Origin of the sequence: Cupriavidus laharis (assembly GCF_914271435.1) — a bacterium.
Classification (GTDB): domain Bacteria; phylum Pseudomonadota; class Gammaproteobacteria; order Burkholderiales; family Burkholderiaceae; genus Cupriavidus; species Cupriavidus laharis.
Window position 1 is genome coordinate 1 of the sequence record NZ_CAJZAI010000011.1, and the last position, 16,461, is coordinate 16,461.

Here is a 16,461-nt window from a genome sequence, read left to right on the forward strand (position 1 = left end):
CCCGAAGTCACTTGAGGGCAGCAGGCAGCTGTCTGCTTTGCCCGGAGCGCCTTATAAAGAAAGGCTTTGCGGGGAAACCGTAATATTTTGCACAAAAAGGACGACTACCCCAGACAACGCCAAGGCACGCTCCACATGATTCATTTGCGATAGCTGCAGCGCTTATCGGCACTATTCGATCGAAGCCGCCGCTCGAATGGCCGCTTGACGGTGAAGGCAAGCGGCAGTAACTGGCCGAGATGGAATGGACACCGCCCTCCCTTCGGGGAAGCAGGGCGCGAGAGGAACACGGAGGCCCTCCAGAACCGAACGGCATCAATGTGCCAAAGTGGAGATTCAACACTTCCACTCGAGGAACGGAGGGCCCAAATGAATGCTACGACATACGGACTGGATGTTGCAAAGCAAGTCTTCCAGATGTACTGGGTCGACGCGCAGACGGGAGAGATAGCAAATCGGAGATTCCGACGCGACGAGCTGATTTCGTTTCTAGCGCTGCGGCCTGGGGGTCGTGTGGCGCTTGAAGCTTGCGGCAGTGCGCACTGGTGGGCCCGCAAGATCAAGGCGCTCGGGCACGAGGTGGTGCTGTTGCATCCCAAATTCATTCGTCCATTTGTCCAAACGAACAAGACCGACGCAGCGGACGCGCGGGCAATCTGGACGGCGGTGCACCAGCCAGGAATGCGAACCGTAGCGGCGAAATCAGAAGACCAGCAGGCAATCCTCGCTCTTCACCGCATGCGCTCGCTGCTGATTAAGTTCCGTACCATGCAGGTGAACCAGATACGAGGGCTCCTCTACGAGTTCGGTGTGTCATTCCGCGCCGGACGCGTTGCCGGACTCACTGAGATCCGTGCACGAATGGCGGAGCTCGAAGACACCCTGCCGGGAGCCGTGATCAGCAGTTTGCAGGACCAGTTGAAACGCATCGACGGAATCGAGCAGGATATCGACAAGCTTGAGAAGAAAATAAACGTCTGGCACAAGAACGAGGAGGCGTGCCGCGCTATTGCTGAAGTACCTGGCATCGGCAAGCTCACCGCAACTGCGTTGGTCGCCACGATTGGTGATGCAAGGACGTTCAGGTCTGGACGTGAGTTTGCCTCATTCCTTGGGCTGGTACCCCGGCAAACTGGCACCGGCGGAAAAATCCGGCTGGGATCAATCTCCAGACGAGGTGATCCGTACCTGCGCACACTCCTGATCCATGGTGCGCGCTCCGTAATGTGTCACGCGAAAGTCCCGACGGCCTGGCAGAAGGCAATCCAGGAGCGAAGACCAGCGAACGTTGCGGCAGTGGCCCTGGCCAACAAGATGGCGCGGACGGCATGGGCTATTCTTGCGCACAGTGGCACATACGATAAGCACCACGTTAGCGTCAGGCTCGCTTAGCAGTCAGCAGTAAAGGTAAACGTTGGAGTACCGATAGGTTGCTGAGGTTGATTTCGATGTGATGGCAAAACAGGTCGGACCGCAGGAACGCAAACCTGAACACAGCCTTGCGCTTAAAAGTGCGTGGCCGAGATGAGGACGTTCCTGGCGAATTCCATCAGGGCCCGCAGGCTTCGGCTTGCAGAACAGGCCGGATATAAGACTGCAGCCGATACCCTGTTAAGGGCATCACAACAAGATCAACTTGGCAAACCGGGCGGTGTCCATATAAGGTTGTGTGAAAACACTAGTGCATCGCCTAGACTGAAGCAACTTGTCAGCGCGGGACGGTCCATGAACACTGGAACAATACGTTGGAGACCGTTTCCTGCCTGGACCATTTCGCGAGATAGGGCACGAACAATTGGGCGCAGCGGGGGTGTCGACTGATCTCTACTACGATGACTACTGCGACAAACCTACTCCGACCCCCCCTCCCGGAATTGCGTAGGCGATATGCCGGTCCATCGCCTGAACGCACGAGCAAAATTGCTGGTGCTGGTAAAACCGAGGAGGAAAGTGATTTCGGTGACGGAGCGTGTTCGCTGTTGCATGTAATTGCAAGCCAGATCGCTGCGTGTGTCGTCCATCAATTGCAGGAAATTGGTGCCGTGCTTCGCTAGACGCACCTGCAAAGTCGCCGGGCTCATGCACAACACTTCGGCGACCTTCTCCCTACTGCAGTCACCGGAGGGCAGCAGTTCGATGATCTTCTGGGTGACTCCAGTCACCACGTCGTTCTTGTCCGGCCGCGCAAGATATTGATTCGCGATGTTGTCATTGACTTGCGCCAGTTCCGGGCAAGCTCCGTTGAGCGACTGCAACAACTCATGCTTGTCGAACGTCAGCGTCGTGGCCTGATTCGAAAAACTGACCGGGGCGCGCATCAGGGCGCGGTATGGCTCGTCACCTTCACGCGGCATCGGACGATGGAATTCCACGGATAGCGGGTTGAAGCCCGGTTTGTACAACATGCGCATCGTCAGCACCAGGAGACGAACGCGTCCTCAGTTTCGCCGCTGACCTCGATATTGAAGTCGGTGCCGCGCAGGGCGATCCTGTTGCCTGCCTCAATGACACGGAGGGTCGCTGCCTGCGACACCAGCCGGAAGTGCCGCTCCAGCCGGCGACAGAAATCGAGCAACGTGCTGCTGGCGGCGAGCGCGTAGCCGAGCGCATGCAAATTGGAGATATGGATGTGCCGGGCGACCGACAGGCCGAAATACGGATTGTTGGTGGCGTCCACACAGGCGCGATATAGCCTGGTCAGGGTAGCGGCGGGCAGCCGGACCATGGGACCGTTCGCCATGTGGGGTTGCACGCCGACGGAGCGGAAAATGCGATCGCTGTCCACGCCGCGTGCGTCCAAAGCCTTGGCGATTGCCGTGCAGTACCCCCCTATGGTCGTCGCTTCCTGTGCTGCGGCGAGGGGGGAGTGGCGGTCGGATTTCAAGACGGTGCGATGTTGGCAGATGGGGCGCTGTTGATTCTACACCGCCCTTTCCGGTCAGGGCGCGCTCAAGGCGGCCACCTTGAGCCATGCCAGAAGGGCAACCTTTCCTCCACATTCTTCTCCCGCTTGTACGGTCCGCAGATGACTGCCCGGATCGCTTTGGGGAATGCACTTTTCGCTCCAAAGAGCCGCGCGGTCGCTTCCCTCTTCCTATGATGCTTTCCACCAGCGGACAGGTTTGCGCCATTCCGCCACAACAAGAATCACGGCCATCCAGGAGACACCATGACCGAAGAAGTATAGCTGTTTGAAGTCGCCGGCACGGTCGCGCGTCTGACGCTCAATCGTCCCAAGGCGATGAACGCGATGAATATGGCGCTGCTGGCCGAGCTGGACCGCCGGCTGGCACAGATCGCCGCCGATGATGCGATTCGCGTGCTGGTGGTAAGCGGCACCGGCCCCGCATTCTGCGCTGGCGCGGACTTGAAGGAAGTGCTGGCCAGTCAGAAGGCGGAGCCCGGCGAAGCCGATTTCCTCGACCGTGCCGACGCCACACTTGCGCGCCTGCGCAACTTCCCCAAACCGGTAATCGCCGCGCTTAACGGCGTCACCATGGCCGGCGGCTTGGAGCTGGCGATGTGCGCCGACATCGTCATTGCCGCGGAGAGCGCCACCATCGGGGACGCCCACGCCAACTTTGGTGTCTGTCTCGGTGCTGGCGGCGCAGCGGTTTTGCCGCGCCTCGTTCCTCAGAACGTCGCCATGCATCTGCTGTTCACCGGCAAGACGCTTTCGGCGGCGGAGATGAAGGCTTACGGTTTCGTATCCGAAGTGCATCCCGACGGCGAACTGGCCGAGGCCGCGATGAAGCTGGCTGGCCAGATTGCCGGGAAGAGTCCGATTGTGTTGCGGCGCATGAAGGAAGTCGCGCGCACCTCCGCCGACAAGAGCCGGGACGACGCCTTGCTGCATGAGCAAGTCATGTTGCGCCGCCATCTGCGCAGCTTCGACCTGCAGGAAGGCTTGCAGGCATTCGCCGAAAAGCGCGCGCCAATTCCAGGGCCGTTAAGCCCGTCCGATCTTTTCATCCCGCTTTTCTCATTCCTCTTTCGGGAATTACATGAACGATATCTATGTTGCCGGCGTCGGCATGACGCCGTTCGGACGCTTACTTGAGCGCAGCGTATACGACATGGTCGGCGAGGCTGTCACCCTGGCTTTGAAAGACGCCGGCGCAGAGGCTGCCGACATCGGCTCGGCATTCTATGCAACGCTGACCAATGGCCAGTTCCAGGGGCAGACCGCGATTCCCGGACCGATCGCCATGCGCCGCCTCGGCATCGAAGGCATTCCGGTGTTCACCGTCGAAAACGCCTGTGCCGCCGGCTTATCGCGAGCAACGCCACGGCTTCGAGAATGGAACACTAGCGCCTGCCATTCTGGCAGAGCTTGAGAAGGTGCAATGGGCCGACCTGGTGATCTTCCACTTCCCGATCTACTGGTTTTCTATGCCGGCGATCATGAAGGGATGGATCGACCGCGTCTTGATCTCCGGCCTGTGCTACGGCGGGATGCGCTTTTATGACCGCGGGGGACTGGCAGGCAAGAAAGCCATGCTGGCCGTGACCATCGGCGGCCAGCCTCACATGCTCGAAGACGGCGGCATCCATGGCGCGCTAGAAGACATGCTACGGCCGATATTGCGCGGCACGCTCGCCTACACCGGGATGGCGGTGCTACCACCGTTCGTTGCACACCACGTTCCCTACATTTCGCAGGAGCAGCGCGTTGCGCTGCTGGAGCAATATCGACAGACCCTGCAGCGCCACGCCGAACTTGTTCACTTGAGATTTCCGTCGATGGACGATTTCGATAACCAGCTCTGCCCGAAGCAGCTCTAAGCCACTCCTCGTGATCTCCGCGTGTAACGCGGGGCATATTTTTCCGGCGTGGCTCCCGGTCAGGTGCGTGCGCTTCGTTGGAGGCACAGTGATTTCAGGGCGGGCATGCAACGCTCGCCGCCAGACCACGAAAAGCCAGGAGACGTCCGCTCACGGCCTGTGGATGGGGATGCAGCCGACAGTCCGCTCAGGCTGAACTTACTGTATGACGCACACCAGGCTTCATCGGAGGGCCGAAACGGGTCGCTATAGGACCTTCGTCGCCCCCAGGAGCCCGCGATGAACCATTTTGTGATCTATCACACCAGCAGCGTGGCGCCTGCCCAAGCAATCAGCACGACACCAAGCACGCGGCCAACGCGCTCTCCTTCGGGCAGGATTTTCTCCACGAAGACGATGAGCGACAGCGCGGCAATCCAGACGAGATTCATGATGCCACCGACGAACAACAGCGCCATCAGCAGCCAGCAGCAGCCGACACAGTAAATACCATGGCGCACCCCGAGCAGGAAACTGCCCGCAACGCCGAGGCGCCAATGAGCGGTGAGGAAATTGACAGGTGAACGGCACTGCTTGAGGCAAGCGCGCTTGAGAGGCGAGAACTGATAGAACCCAGCCGCCGCCAGAACGATTGCGGAAAGGGGCGCGCTCTTCGACCACAGCATCATTTCCGAAATCAGGCCGGTCGGTTCCAACGTTTGCTGCAGCAGTGCTGCGCAGATCGAGAATGCCAGCCATGCCGTCAAGTAGCCGGCCAGGAGAAACATTGACGGAATGGCGGGCTTGGCATCGACCGCGCTGTGATACCGCAATACGCGTCGATACAACAGGATGAGCGGCGCCGCGCTGGGCGTCATCATTGCGATCATCATCACCCACCACATGAGGATCACGGTCGGCAGCGGCGGATCCATGCTCCCGCCGCCGTCTGCCAGTCGATGAGGGAAAAGCGTGACAGCCGTCATCTCGAGCGCAGACATGCCGACCCCTGCGCCCGTCCAAAGGTAGTACCACGACAACCCGGCGAGGGCGGCTATGCCAAGCGCTGTGATGACGCGCTCACGTCCGAGGATATTTTCGATGCTGCTCATGCAGCAGCGCGATGCCGGATCAGTCCCTTGTTATTCATGTGCAGTCGCGCGAACTGCGCATAAGTCCCATTGAGATCCAGTGCGATATTTCCATGCGAGCGACTGGTGCCGGAGCCGATCTCGGCAAGCTCATATTCGAAGCCGTGCGGCAAGTCGATCCGGGCGCGATGCTCGTTGCCCGTCACCGGATTGCGAATTGGTTCGCCGACGACGTCGAATACGCCCTCGACATGAATCCGACCGCGCCTGGCATCGACATCGACGTCGAAGTCGATCTTCGTAAAGATCGGATCGAATGCCTGGTCAAGCGTCGATGCGAATACGGAGAACATCGTGGCGAATGGCTCGGTGTCCTGCCCTGTCATGATTTTCAGAATCGCTTCGCGTTGTTCAGGGCTGGCCCGTTCGTCGACGATTGGCTGGCACTTGCCCTTGCCTTCATGGATCGGTCCCGGCCACTGAAACACGACTGCGATGTTGATGTCGTCGAGTCGCACTTCGCCGTAGTAACCGTTGCTGATCGCGATGGCGCCCATCGCTTCGCAGAAACCGTGGGTCGGCAGCGCGTTGAACTGGCAAGGGCAACCGTATGAGCAATTGCAGTTGATCAATTCGGTGCCTTGAATTTCCCAGGGAGTCACGGTTGTTCTCCTTATACTCCGCGCGGGGTAGCGTGGTTCGAATCTAGTGCACGCCTAGGTGGAAGTCAAAGTTGGGGGTGAGTGGGCGAGCAGGCTGTTGTGATGGACGCCGCATGTGATGTTTTGTCGGAGAAGCCAACCGTCAGATTGACCGCTATCTGATCGCAAGCCTGCCATCGATACACCCAATGTCGTCAGGCAGCTTCGGGTCGATTTGAGACGATCAGCCATGCAGTGCCCGTGGCGCTTGACGATGAGCGGACACAGACACGAAATTCCTCTTATAGATCATGGCGTTATGCCATATTTGGCGAAAATTTCACGATTATGCTCAGCGCCGGATTATGCGCAGCGACGGCCTGAACACTGCTAGTGGCGGGCGTTCCGGGCCGAACGGGCCGAGGCCGAAGTGGCGCTGGCGCGCCAGCTGCTGGCAGAATTGCGGATGGGGCCACCTGAGCGAATGGGTGGCGGTGGGCGGCGGCGCCAGGCGAAATACGGGACGAACAGCAGGACGACAAGCAGGGCGCGCCAGCCGATGTCCTGAATCCGGAAGTCGGCAGCGACAGCAGTGACAACAGCAACGACACCAATGACAGAAATCAATGAGCGGGCGGCGGAGATCCGCTGGATCCAGAATGAGATGGCCGACTACGGGCTGACCATGGAGGAGCTGGCAGCGGCGGGGTGCTTCGACCCGCCTCCGCCACCACCACCACCGCCGCCACCCGCACCCGCGCCACTGCCAGTAGTGGTCTGCTACCGCAACGCCGCGGGGCAGAGTTGGGACGGGCAGGGCGATATGCCCGACTGGCTGCGGCGGGCGGTCAATGCGGGGCAGTCGGTGGAGTTTTACCGGGTCGGATAAACGAAGCTCAGTTACTGCAAGCGATGATTGTTCTTTTCAATAATCGGCTTGCAGAGGGGATATGGGCGGATTTTTTGTGAATCCCGGGCGTGGGGTGATCGTGCTTTCGCTGCAAAATGATACGTCGGCTGGCGAAATCCTCTTTGAAATCAACAATTTACAGAACAACGGTTTTTCCACGAAAAGCTCTTTGCACAACTCGTTGATACAGAAGGATTTTCTTGCGGACATCGCGTCAATCAGCACCGAAAGCACGATCACCGTAACCGTCTGCGGAACCCGTCTGGCGAGTAGAGGGCAGCGATGAGAAGGTAGGAGCTTCACGATCTCTGGGGGTGAAGCGATGGCTGATCAGCGGGAAGGTAAGAGCGGACGAGCCGGCGCAAGGTATGATCGCCACGATGTGGCTTTCTGGCGCGATCTACTGGCGCAATGGCGGAGCAGCAGTGGGAGCATTCGCGCCTACTGTCGGCAGCACGGCTTGGCGGCTAGCACTTTCGGCATGTGGCGCAAGCGTTTGAACCACGAGCAGCAATCGCCGGTGGCGCCGCCAATGGCATTGACGGCAGACACGGCATTCATCGCCGCGGCAATGGTCGCAGTGCCGACTGTCGTGCCGGCGAGCGACCCACTACCATTCCTTCAGTGACTTAATTCAGTGACGAAGGCTCGACACACCTGAGATTCGTCTGGATCTCCGGTGCCTCATGCTTGCTGCAGGGCTGCCCGTAGTCCGTCGTTACTCACCGTTCATATTGCCTGACCGGGGCAGCACGTTTCGCCTTTTTTACTGAAGGAACGCCTACTAAAACGTCACGTATGCTGAATAGATTAGCAATCGTTGCACTTTTCCTCGGGACGATCCCGCTGGCCTTGGCTGGCGACGCAACGCCGTACGTTGTGGGCCAGCATGTCGAGGTGGTGGGCCACGTCTACATGCGCGGCAACGCACCCTTTCTCTACCCCGTGCTTCAGACAAGCGGTGGAATCATATGGGTTTTGGACGGCGTTGACCGCCAAGCAATCGAGCCCTGGATCGGAAAGGCGGTTCATGTGAGCGGCGCCGTTTCCAGATGGGATGAACCCCATTCGAATCTACCGATCATTGATGTCGACGCGTTCCGTCGAGCGCCACCCTGACCAGCGCGCTAGCGATACACGCACATTGTCCCCACCATTTTGCCGTCGGAAGAAACGTTGTTCGTGCCATGGCAATCGCGATGGCCACGCCGGCCTCCAAGGAAACAAGATCAAACTCGCGCTGGCAGGTCTGTACAAAAGTCTCTTTCGGACATGCCTTGCCGCGCAAGTTTTCCTAGTTCAACCATTTCGGGCGGCAGTATGTGACACCGCAATGACGTCAGACGCCCGCAGCCTGCGCGACACCATACGTTTTTCGCAATCCGACCCCATTTCTCTAGGGAATTACCCTTGTTTTCTCTAACATACATCACGACATGATGTATGGTTTGGCCCTTTAGAAATCGACGCGGCCTGGCGAGGATTAGTCTCAACGCCTGCCAATGCGTCTTCAAGGAGCCAGCCGCATGCGCATACGCAAGCAAACAGACTTCCTTTCCGGCCTGATGTTCATCGTTGTCGGTCTGAGTTTTTCCTTCGTCGCCCGTGGCTACTCCATGGGCACCGCTGCCCGCATGGGCCCTGGATATTTCCCGTTCTGGCTTGGCATCGTGCTGGCTCTGCTCGGCGCCGTTGTGGCGTTCGGCGCCACCTCGAAGGAAGGCGAGGCCGATCGCATGGCCCGCTGGGACATCAAGACGCTGCTGTGGATTCTCGGCTCGGTTGTGCTTTTCGGTCTTATGCTCAAGCCGCTGGGTATGGTGGTGTCGGTGCTGGCGCTAGTGCTGGTGTCGTCGATGGCCAGCCATGAGTTCAACTGGAAGGGCGCCATCCTGAATGCGGTGGTGCTGGTGGCGATCAGCACGGTCGCATTTGTCTACGGCATCAATTTGCAGATGCCGATGTGGCCGGCAATCTTCACCAACTAGGAAACTCTCGATGGAACTGCTCAGTCATCTCGCACTCGGGTTCTCCACCGCGCTGTCGTTGCAGAACCTGGCCTATGCCTTCCTCGGCTGCGTTCTCGGCACGCTGATCGGTGTGCTGCCCGGCCTGGGGCCGCTGGCCACCATCGCCATGCTGCTGCCGATCACCTACACGCTGCCGCCAGTGGCCGCACTGATCATGCTGGCCGGCATCTACTACGGCGCGCAGTACGGCGGCTCGACCACCGCTATCCTGGTCAACCTGCCGGGCGAGTCCTCGGCGGTGGTGACCACGCTCGACGGCTACCAGATGGCTCGGCGCGGCCGGGCTGGCGTGGCGCTTGCCACGGCGGGCATTGGCTCGTTCTTCGCCGGCAGCGTGGCCACGCTTATCCTGGCCGCCTTCGCCACACCGCTGTCGGAGCTGGCGTTCAAGTTCGGTCCCGCAGAGTACTTCTCGCTGATGGTGCTCGGGCTGATCGGTGCCGTGGTGCTGGCGTCGGGCTCGCTGGTCAAGGCAGTGGCGATGATCGTGCTGGGCCTGCTGCTCGGGCTGGTTGGCACCGATGTGAACTCCGGCGCCGCACGCTTCTCGTTCGACGTGCCGGAACTGACCGACGGCATCAGCATCACCGCACTCGCGATGGGCCTGTTCGGATTTGCCGAAATCATCGCCAACCTGGAGCAGAAGGAGCACCGCGAGACCTTTACCGATCGTGTCACCAACCTGTTCCCGAACAAGGAGGACTTCAGGCGCATGATCCCGGCCGTGCTGCGCGGCACTGTGTTGGGCTCGTCGCTGGGCATCCTGCCGGGCGGCGGCGCATCGCTGGCATCATTCGCCGCGTACTCGCTGGAGAAGAAGGCGTCCAAGCATCCACAGGAATTCGGCAAGGGCGCGATCGAAGGCGTTGCAGGGCCCGAGTCGGCCAACAACGCCGCGGCACAAACGTCGTTCATTCCGCTGCTGACGCTGGGCATCCCGCCCAACGCGGTGATGGCGCTAATGGTCGGCGCCATGACCATTCACAATATCCAGCCGGGGCCGCAGGTGATGACCAGCAACCCGGCGCTGTTCTGGGGACTGATCGCCTCGATGTGGATCGGTAACCTGATGCTGGTGGTGCTGAACCTGCCTCTGATCGGCATCTGGGTCAAGCTGCTGACGGTGCCGTACCGCTTCCTCTATCCGGCGATCCTGGTGTTCTGCAGCATCGGCGTCTATTCGGTCAACAACACGGTCTTCGATGTCTTCGCCGCGGCCGCGTGCGGCCTGATTGGCTACATCTTCCACAAGCTGCGCTGCGAACCCGCCCCACTGCTGCTGGGCTTCGTGCTGGGGCCGATGATGGAAGAGAACTTCCGCCGCACTTTGCTGCTGTCGCGCGGGGACTTTTCGGTGTTCACTACACGGCCGCTGTCACTGGGCCTGCTGGTGGCCGCCGCGGCGCTGGTGGCTGTGGTGGCACTGCCCTCGATCAAAGCAAAGAGAGAGGAGGCGTTTCAGGAAGAATAGGATGGCAGCGTTGCGGCCTGAAGTGTGCTCGCATTTCAGGTCGCTCTCCTTTCCTTGAATCAGGTGGTCAGATCCAGCCACATAGCCGGCGATTCTTTGAAGACAATCTGACAAGCAATTCGCGCACCACCATGCGTGACGATAGTGCCCATTCACCATCCCATGATTGATCCAACTGGCAGCCATGCCGATGAAACGAGCGAGTCCACTCCCTTCTGGAAGAGGTGCTCTTTCAATCCCTTGTGACCGTGCCGCAAACACAGGTGGTCTGTCCGCTGGGACAATGAATACCGGCTGCAGGTGACTCTCAGCGCAATGAGGCGGTTCTGCCTGCTGTTCGAGCCACGACTGGTGCCGGTATGCTGCCATCCGCAACTCGCTCAAACCTCGCGACAACTGAATCTGGCCCGTTATATGCGAGAGATCGCGAAAGCTAAAAACGAGCAACTCGTTGTGGTCCATCTCATCGGAACATGGCACTGGATTGCCCGAGCCGGCCGCTACTTGATTGTGATGCGCTCTGTATGATACTTAAGATGCCGCACGGATGTTCCGTCGCATTTTATTCATATTGATGTCGCCTTTCCCGAAGCCAAGGTGCCTCCGTGTCTGTTACTCCGCTGTCGCCACAGGCTTCTGCAACCGGGGGGAGTGGCCCCCGCTCTTTCGAAATGCGAATGGTACAGAACCGAAATCTACATGTTGTGTACGACGGCACGAAGTGGGCGATAGCTGAGGAAGGCATTGGACGCGTGGCGTCAAATCTTGAACTCGCGAAGGCCATCGCAATTGCGACCTCGCTTGCCGTCGCGCGGGGGATACTGATATATGTTCACGAGAAGGATGGTTGTATTGCTAAGCGGGTTGATTTTAGGGGACCGCTCGACCTCCGGGAAAAGAATGTCCCCTAGCTAGTCTAGCAGGCCGCTGAAGTACTCACCGCGCAAGCGGTGAGGCCTCTCCCGCAAGGCTTGCGAGTCCGCTATGTTTCACAATCCGGAAGCTGAGCGTCACTGCATCGACTTTTTCCGCATTTTTCGCCAACTTGCGCTTCTGCTGCGAGACGGCATAACCGGCGCTGCAAGCTATGTCATCAGGAACAGCCGAGGCGCCGCCCAGAAGTGTTCTGCGCCACGTGAGGCGTCACCTTCATTTCCAGGCAGGCTTGAATGGCTTGAATGGCTTGAATGAACTCGTCGGAGCCTTTGTCCGCGCCCACGGTGACTTCCACATTCAGGTCTTCAGTCGCCTGCCTGGCATAGTTGAGCAGCAACAACTACTTGCCACTGCTATGGCTGGCGGCATTTCCGTGCGCACCGGTCGGTGATGCTGCGCCTGGCACAGGTGCTGGAATAGGAGTCGACCAGCCAGTCGCGCACGCTGCTGGCGGCACTTGCGGCGGTGCTGGACAATGAATCCCTGCATCGCAAATGGATTGCCGCCGACGCCGATGTGAGCTTCGCCTCGGAACGCTGGCGCAAACTGGTGCGCCGCCCCCGCGACCAGGGCGCCCCCACCAACCGGGGCTCTGGAACTGTGCTGATGGGGGCCAGTGGCCTACCGACACGTGGCGGACGACTACATTGCGGTGTTCCGGCACTTCATCCCGCCTGGCGTGTGGGAAGCGATCTACGTGATGGAGGGCCTGCTCAAGGGATGCCAATGCGAAATACAAGCACATCGACCGCTGGTTCTCTGACACGGTTGACTGGGACCTGATTCCCTTCCACTGGCAGGACCTGATGCAGGTCGCGCTGTCGATCCAGGCGGGAACGATCTCCTCTCCGCTCCTGCTGCGCCGGTTCGGCTCGGAAAGCCGCCGCAATCGCCTTTTCCTGGCCGCGCAAGAACTCTGATCCAGCGCGTTCCCAGCCTCGGTCGCATCGGTCGGCGGCTCTCGTGATGCGCCCCGATGTTCTGTCACAGGCCGCGCCCAGCGCTGGCGTGATGCTTGCGGCGCTAGCCGTGCATTTTGCACTGTCCGTCGCGCTTGGCCTGATCATGGCACCGTTCAGGTTTGATTCGAGCTTCGGCATGGCATCGCTCGCAGGTGCGGTGTTCGGTGTCTTACGGCCCGCTCAGCGATTCCGCAACCTGCCAGTGTCACTGAGTAGAGAAGTGCCGACTCTTCTTTGGCTCGATCTCGATGCCATGGATCATCAGCACCGCGTCTTCTGCTATAGCCATATGTACGCCTGCGGCAATCGCTGCACCGCGAGATGGATAGATAACCCGAGTCCTGCTCAGATCGTCGGTCTCTACCGCCCAACGTGATTCTTCGGTCAGTATGACCCGAACTTCGGTGACTAGCATATTGTTCACCTCTTCGTATGAACATGTTTCTAATGGTCTAGTTGAATCATGCCAATTCCGGTGTCAGGCGACCTCCTACTTTCGCGAATGGCGATATCAAAAGGGCCCTTAGCGACGCTTTCAAACCTCAAAGGTGAGTCGCTGCGAGTGAGATCGCTGCGATCGGGAAGCCATAAGCTGGGCGTCCACAACTTATTGCTGGCGGCCGTCGAGAGTCGATTCGGAAACGCACTACAGCTGGAAACTGATGTCTGAGCGACATCAATTCGGAGCTACACGGGGAACAGGAGTCGTGCCTACTATGCTCTAAGCAGGATTCGATTCACCGGGATCGAGGCATCTCGCCTATACAATTAGGGGGCATACCATGGGAAGGAATGTTGCCCAGAAGCTTATCGACGCCCATCTTCTTGAAGGTGACACGCGGCCGGGTAAGGAGATAGCACTCCGTATCGACCAGACTCTGACCCAAGACGCGACTGGGACATTGGTCATGCTGGAACTGGAGGGAATGCAATTGGATCGCGTCAAGACCGAGCTTTCGGTCCAGTACGTGGATCACAATCTGTTGCAAGAGGATTTCAGGAACCCGGACGATCATCTGTTCCTCTACAGCGCCTGCAGGCGCTTCGGGATCTGGTACAGCCGCGCTGGCAACGGCGTCAGCCATCCCACTCACATGCAGTACTTCGGCTGTCCCGGCAAGACACTAGTCGGCTCGGATAGCCATACGTGCGCTGCGGGCTCGCTAGGCATGCTGGCGATCGGCGCTGGCGGCATTGAAGTCGCCATGGCCATGGCGGGTGAGCCCTTTTTCCTGAAGATGCCGGCGATCTGGGGCATCACGTTGACCGGCGAGTTGCCTTCCTGGGTTAGCGCCAAGGACGTGATTCTTGAGATGCTGCGTCGATATGGCGTCAATGGTGGTACCGACCGCATTATTGAGTACCGTGGGCCAGGCCTGATTAAGCTGTCGGCCATGGACCGCCACGTGATTGCCAATATGGGTGCCGAACTCGGCGCGACGACGAGCGTATTTCCCGCTGATGAGGCAGTGCGGCGTTTTCTGGCGGCCCACGCTCGCGAATCCGATTTCGCCAACTTGCTGGCGGACGAGGATTGCCAGTATGACCTCGAGGACCAAATTGACCTATCGTTGCTCGAGCCGTTGATCGCCAGACCTTGCAGTCCGGACGATGTTGTTCCGGTGCGAGAAGTGGCTGGCGAGGAGATATATCAGTCCTATATCGGGTCCTCGGCCAATCCAGGCTATCGAGACTTTGCAATTGCGGCACAAATAGTCCGGGGGCGAATGGTTGCGCCGCATGTTTCTTTCGACGTCAATCCGACCTCCCGCGGCCTGTTGGAGGCCTTGATACGCGACGGTCACATTGGACACTTGCTGCACGCGGGAGCGCGCCTGCACCAGGCCGGCTGTAACGGCTGCATCGGCATGGGCCAGGCACCCGCGACCGGGAAGAACAGCCTGCGCACTGTGCCGCGCAACTTCCCTGGCCGCTCAGGTACCCGAGACGATCTCGTGTGGTTATGCAGTCCGGAGACAGCCGCAGCTTCGGCCCTGGCTGGACGCATCACAGATCCACGCGAGTTGGAGATGGACTACCCGGATATCGCCGAGCCTGGCGATTCAATGATCGACTGGCAGAATCTCGTGGCGCCGCTGCCCCATGAGCAGGCGCGCGCGGAGACCTTGGTGAAGGGTCCGAACATTCTTTCATTGCCTGACTTTGAGCCGTTTCCGGAGCAGATCAGGCTGCCACTGCTGCTTAAGGTCGGCGACGACATTTCCACGGATGACATCATGCCGGCGGGCGCCGCCGTGCTCCCCTATCGGAGCAACATTCCTGCCATCAGCGAGTTTGTCTACGAACCAATTGACAAGTCTTATGTGACGCGCGCAAGGGCAGCTGGCGATCACGCGATCGTTGGCGGGCTGAACTATGGCCAGGGCTCGAGTCGCGAACACGCGGCAATCGCGCCGCGGTATCTTGGGCTACGAGTGGTAATCGCCAGGGGCTTTTCCCGCATCCACTGGCAGAACCTGGTCAACTTTGGGATCCTTCCGTTAAGGTTTGGCGATGCGGCTGATTACGACAGACTTGCGCTAGGCGACGTGCTCGTGCTCGAGCACCTCGATAGGGCTCTTGCCACGGGAACCGAGATCGTGGCCAGCATCGCCAACCGCGGCGAGCGCCTGCTATTGACTCATGGGCTCTCGCCGCGTCAGGTGGCAATACTACGCGCGGGAGGGTTGATCAATTGGCTGCGGGAGCTGAGCTGAGCACTGCCGAACTAGCCTGCCGTCCAATGCGGCCACTGGCAGGCGGACCGTCGAGCGGATTGACGCTTTCGACCCCAGTCGTTTTCCCCCGATATGCGCGAGGCACAACCAATGGGGAACCGGAATGTCGCGATCGGGCCGAGCCAATGCAATCAAGACGTTCTTGCTGAGGACGCATCAGCGGAAGCAAACGCCGACACCCCTCTCACCGCACTGAGCCCTATGCTCAGCGGTCTCTGCTGATCGCCTCCAGAAATTGTCGGCCTTTCCCGGTCACCTGGATCTGACTCTGGCGTGGTGTCGCAGCTTCGAAACGGACCAACTGGCGTTCGACAAGGGCGCCAATGTCAAAGGGGTCCAGTTCACAGGATGCCTCCGCGTCACTGAGTACCATCAGGGCTGCGATCTCGTGGGGACTAAGCATCTTTTGTCTCCGGCAGAATTTGACGGACCAAGCGTGGTACGCAGCACCAGCCTTTCCTGACATCTGCCTGTCACTATAGAAGACGATGCTGCGAAAGGAGCCGCCAGATTCCGGATGTTTGCGCTCCATCAAGATGGAGACGTCACTTTATGCTCCGCGCGCAACCCTAATGTGGAGAAAGCAGGCCTGCCACAGCCAAAGGGAAAAGGAACAGGGCCCGCTCACGCACTAAAAAGATCAGGCACCGACAGCCCGGGAGGCCGTCAGTAATTCTGCAAAAACGCACACCAGTAAGCAGCTCGCGACGCTCTCTCAATTGAACAGGCCATTCGGAGACATAGACGTCCGCATATGGCAGTAACGAATGCATCACTTCACGCTACTGCATGGCGTGGTGGCCGGCCAGCGGCGCGCAGAGCAGGACGCGGCGTGCCAACTTGCTAGTTCTGTCTCGAACACAAGAAAAGCTGCGCAACCGCCAAAATTCGGTCTCCGCCACCACCGACTCTTGTACC

At 59.4% G+C, this 16,461-nt stretch carries 16 protein-coding genes and 3 pseudogenes; 13 read left to right on the forward strand and 6 right to left on the reverse strand.

Annotated elements, in window-relative coordinates:
• Positions 1–369 precede the first annotated feature (369 nt).
• Positions 370–1,392: an IS110 family RNA-guided transposase gene (locus LDO29_RS20070; RefSeq protein ID WP_224081529.1), complete on the forward strand. Its 1,023-nt coding sequence runs from the start codon at positions 370–372 to the stop codon at positions 1,390–1,392.
• Positions 1,393–1,850: 458 nt separating this feature from the next.
• Here LDO29_RS20070 and LDO29_RS28120 read toward each other — a convergent pair whose 3' ends face one another.
• Together LDO29_RS28120 and LDO29_RS20080 are read right to left on the reverse strand one after the other, a co-directional pair.
• Complete coding sequence (locus LDO29_RS28120) at positions 1,851–2,411, reverse strand: AraC family transcriptional regulator (protein ID WP_253074132.1); 561 nt, start codon at positions 2,409–2,411, stop codon at positions 1,851–1,853.
• Positions 2,412–2,413: 2 nt separating this feature from the next.
• Positions 2,414–2,884, reverse strand: coding sequence for an AraC family transcriptional regulator ligand-binding domain-containing protein (locus tag LDO29_RS20080; protein ID WP_253074133.1), 471 nt, complete (start codon positions 2,882–2,884; stop codon positions 2,414–2,416).
• A gap of 366 nt (positions 2,885–3,250) precedes the next feature.
• On the opposite strand from LDO29_RS20080, the gene LDO29_RS20085 reads away from it, so the two are divergent.
• Genes LDO29_RS20085 through LDO29_RS20095 form a run of 3 tightly spaced genes read left to right on the forward strand, consistent with a single transcriptional unit; the run spans position 3,251 to position 4,785 of the window.
• Positions 3,251–4,060: an enoyl-CoA hydratase/isomerase family protein gene (locus LDO29_RS20085; RefSeq protein ID WP_396022698.1), complete on the forward strand. Its 810-nt coding sequence runs from the start codon at positions 3,251–3,253 to the stop codon at positions 4,058–4,060.
• Positions 4,005–4,337: a thiolase family protein gene (locus tag LDO29_RS20090; protein ID WP_224081530.1), complete on the forward strand. Its 333-nt coding sequence runs from the start codon at positions 4,005–4,007 to the stop codon at positions 4,335–4,337. The genes LDO29_RS20085 and LDO29_RS20090 overlap by 56 nt, the downstream gene beginning before the upstream one ends.
• 4 nt (positions 4,338–4,341) lie before the next feature.
• Entirely contained in the window at positions 4,342–4,785 is a 444-nt protein-coding gene (locus LDO29_RS20095; protein WP_253074134.1) for an NAD(P)H-dependent oxidoreductase, read from the forward strand.
• Positions 4,786–5,084: 299 nt separating this feature from the next.
• On the opposite strand, the gene LDO29_RS20100 is transcribed toward LDO29_RS20095, so the two are convergent.
• A complete protein-coding gene (locus LDO29_RS20100; protein ID WP_224081532.1) occupies positions 5,085–5,876 on the reverse strand; it encodes a DUF2182 domain-containing protein in 792 nt (263 codons plus the stop codon).
• On the reverse strand, positions 5,873–6,517 hold the full coding sequence (locus tag LDO29_RS20105; protein WP_224081533.1) for a DUF1326 domain-containing protein: 645 nt from the start codon (positions 6,515–6,517) through the stop codon (positions 5,873–5,875). The genes LDO29_RS20100 and LDO29_RS20105 overlap by 4 nt, the downstream gene beginning before the upstream one ends.
• 592 nt (positions 6,518–7,109) lie before the next feature.
• On the opposite strand from LDO29_RS20105, the gene LDO29_RS20115 reads away from it, so the two are divergent.
• The 6 genes from LDO29_RS20115 to LDO29_RS28360 all read left to right on the forward strand — a co-directional run bounded on the left by LDO29_RS20115 (position 7,110) and on the right by LDO29_RS28360 (position 11,818).
• A complete protein-coding gene (locus tag LDO29_RS20115; RefSeq protein WP_224081534.1) occupies positions 7,110–7,385 on the forward strand; it encodes an H-NS histone family protein in 276 nt (91 codons plus the stop codon).
• A 61-nt stretch (positions 7,386–7,446) separates the two neighbouring features.
• Positions 7,447–7,692 carry a hypothetical protein gene (locus LDO29_RS20120; RefSeq protein WP_224081535.1) on the forward strand — a complete coding sequence of 82 codons (246 nt, stop codon included), beginning with the start codon at positions 7,447–7,449 and terminating at the stop codon, positions 7,690–7,692.
• A gap of 36 nt (positions 7,693–7,728) precedes the next feature.
• Positions 7,729–8,034, forward strand: a complete 306-nt coding sequence (gene tnpA, locus LDO29_RS28355; protein ID WP_396022699.1) for an IS66 family insertion sequence element accessory protein TnpA — start codon at positions 7,729–7,731, stop codon at positions 8,032–8,034.
• Positions 8,035–8,932: 898 nt separating this feature from the next.
• On the forward strand, positions 8,933–9,394 hold the full coding sequence (locus LDO29_RS20125) for a tripartite tricarboxylate transporter TctB family protein (protein WP_224081536.1): 462 nt from the start codon (positions 8,933–8,935) through the stop codon (positions 9,392–9,394).
• A gap of 10 nt (positions 9,395–9,404) precedes the next feature.
• Positions 9,405–10,907 carry a tripartite tricarboxylate transporter permease gene (locus LDO29_RS20130; RefSeq protein WP_224081537.1) on the forward strand — a complete coding sequence of 501 codons (1,503 nt, stop codon included), beginning with the start codon at positions 9,405–9,407 and terminating at the stop codon, positions 10,905–10,907.
• A gap of 677 nt (positions 10,908–11,584) precedes the next feature.
• Positions 11,585–11,818 (forward strand): DUF2188 domain-containing protein, encoded by a 234-nt coding sequence (locus LDO29_RS28360; RefSeq protein WP_224081538.1) that lies wholly within the window; start codon positions 11,585–11,587, stop codon positions 11,816–11,818.
• Between the two features lie 130 nt (positions 11,819–11,948).
• Here LDO29_RS28360 and LDO29_RS20140 read toward each other — a convergent pair.
• Positions 11,949–12,180: pseudogene (locus LDO29_RS20140) on the reverse strand (IS5/IS1182 family transposase); the annotation flags it as partial.
• Here LDO29_RS20140 and LDO29_RS28430 point away from each other — a divergent pair.
• Positions 12,173–12,431: pseudogene (locus LDO29_RS28430) on the forward strand (hypothetical protein); the annotation flags it as partial. The pseudogenes LDO29_RS20140 and LDO29_RS28430 overlap by 8 nt on opposite strands.
• A 22-nt stretch (positions 12,432–12,453) precedes the next feature.
• Positions 12,454–12,760: pseudogene (locus LDO29_RS28365) on the forward strand (Tn3 family transposase); the annotation flags it as partial.
• Positions 12,761–13,010: 250 nt separating this feature from the next.
• Here LDO29_RS28365 and LDO29_RS20150 read toward each other — a convergent pair.
• Positions 13,011–13,220: a DUF2188 domain-containing protein gene (locus LDO29_RS20150; protein WP_224081539.1), complete on the reverse strand. Its 210-nt coding sequence runs from the start codon at positions 13,218–13,220 to the stop codon at positions 13,011–13,013.
• A 367-nt stretch (positions 13,221–13,587) separates the two neighbouring features.
• On the opposite strand from LDO29_RS20150, the gene LDO29_RS20155 reads away from it, so the two are divergent.
• Complete coding sequence (locus LDO29_RS20155; RefSeq protein WP_224081540.1) at positions 13,588–15,522, forward strand: aconitate hydratase; 1,935 nt, start codon at positions 13,588–13,590, stop codon at positions 15,520–15,522.
• Positions 15,523–16,461: the final 939 nt, after the last annotated feature.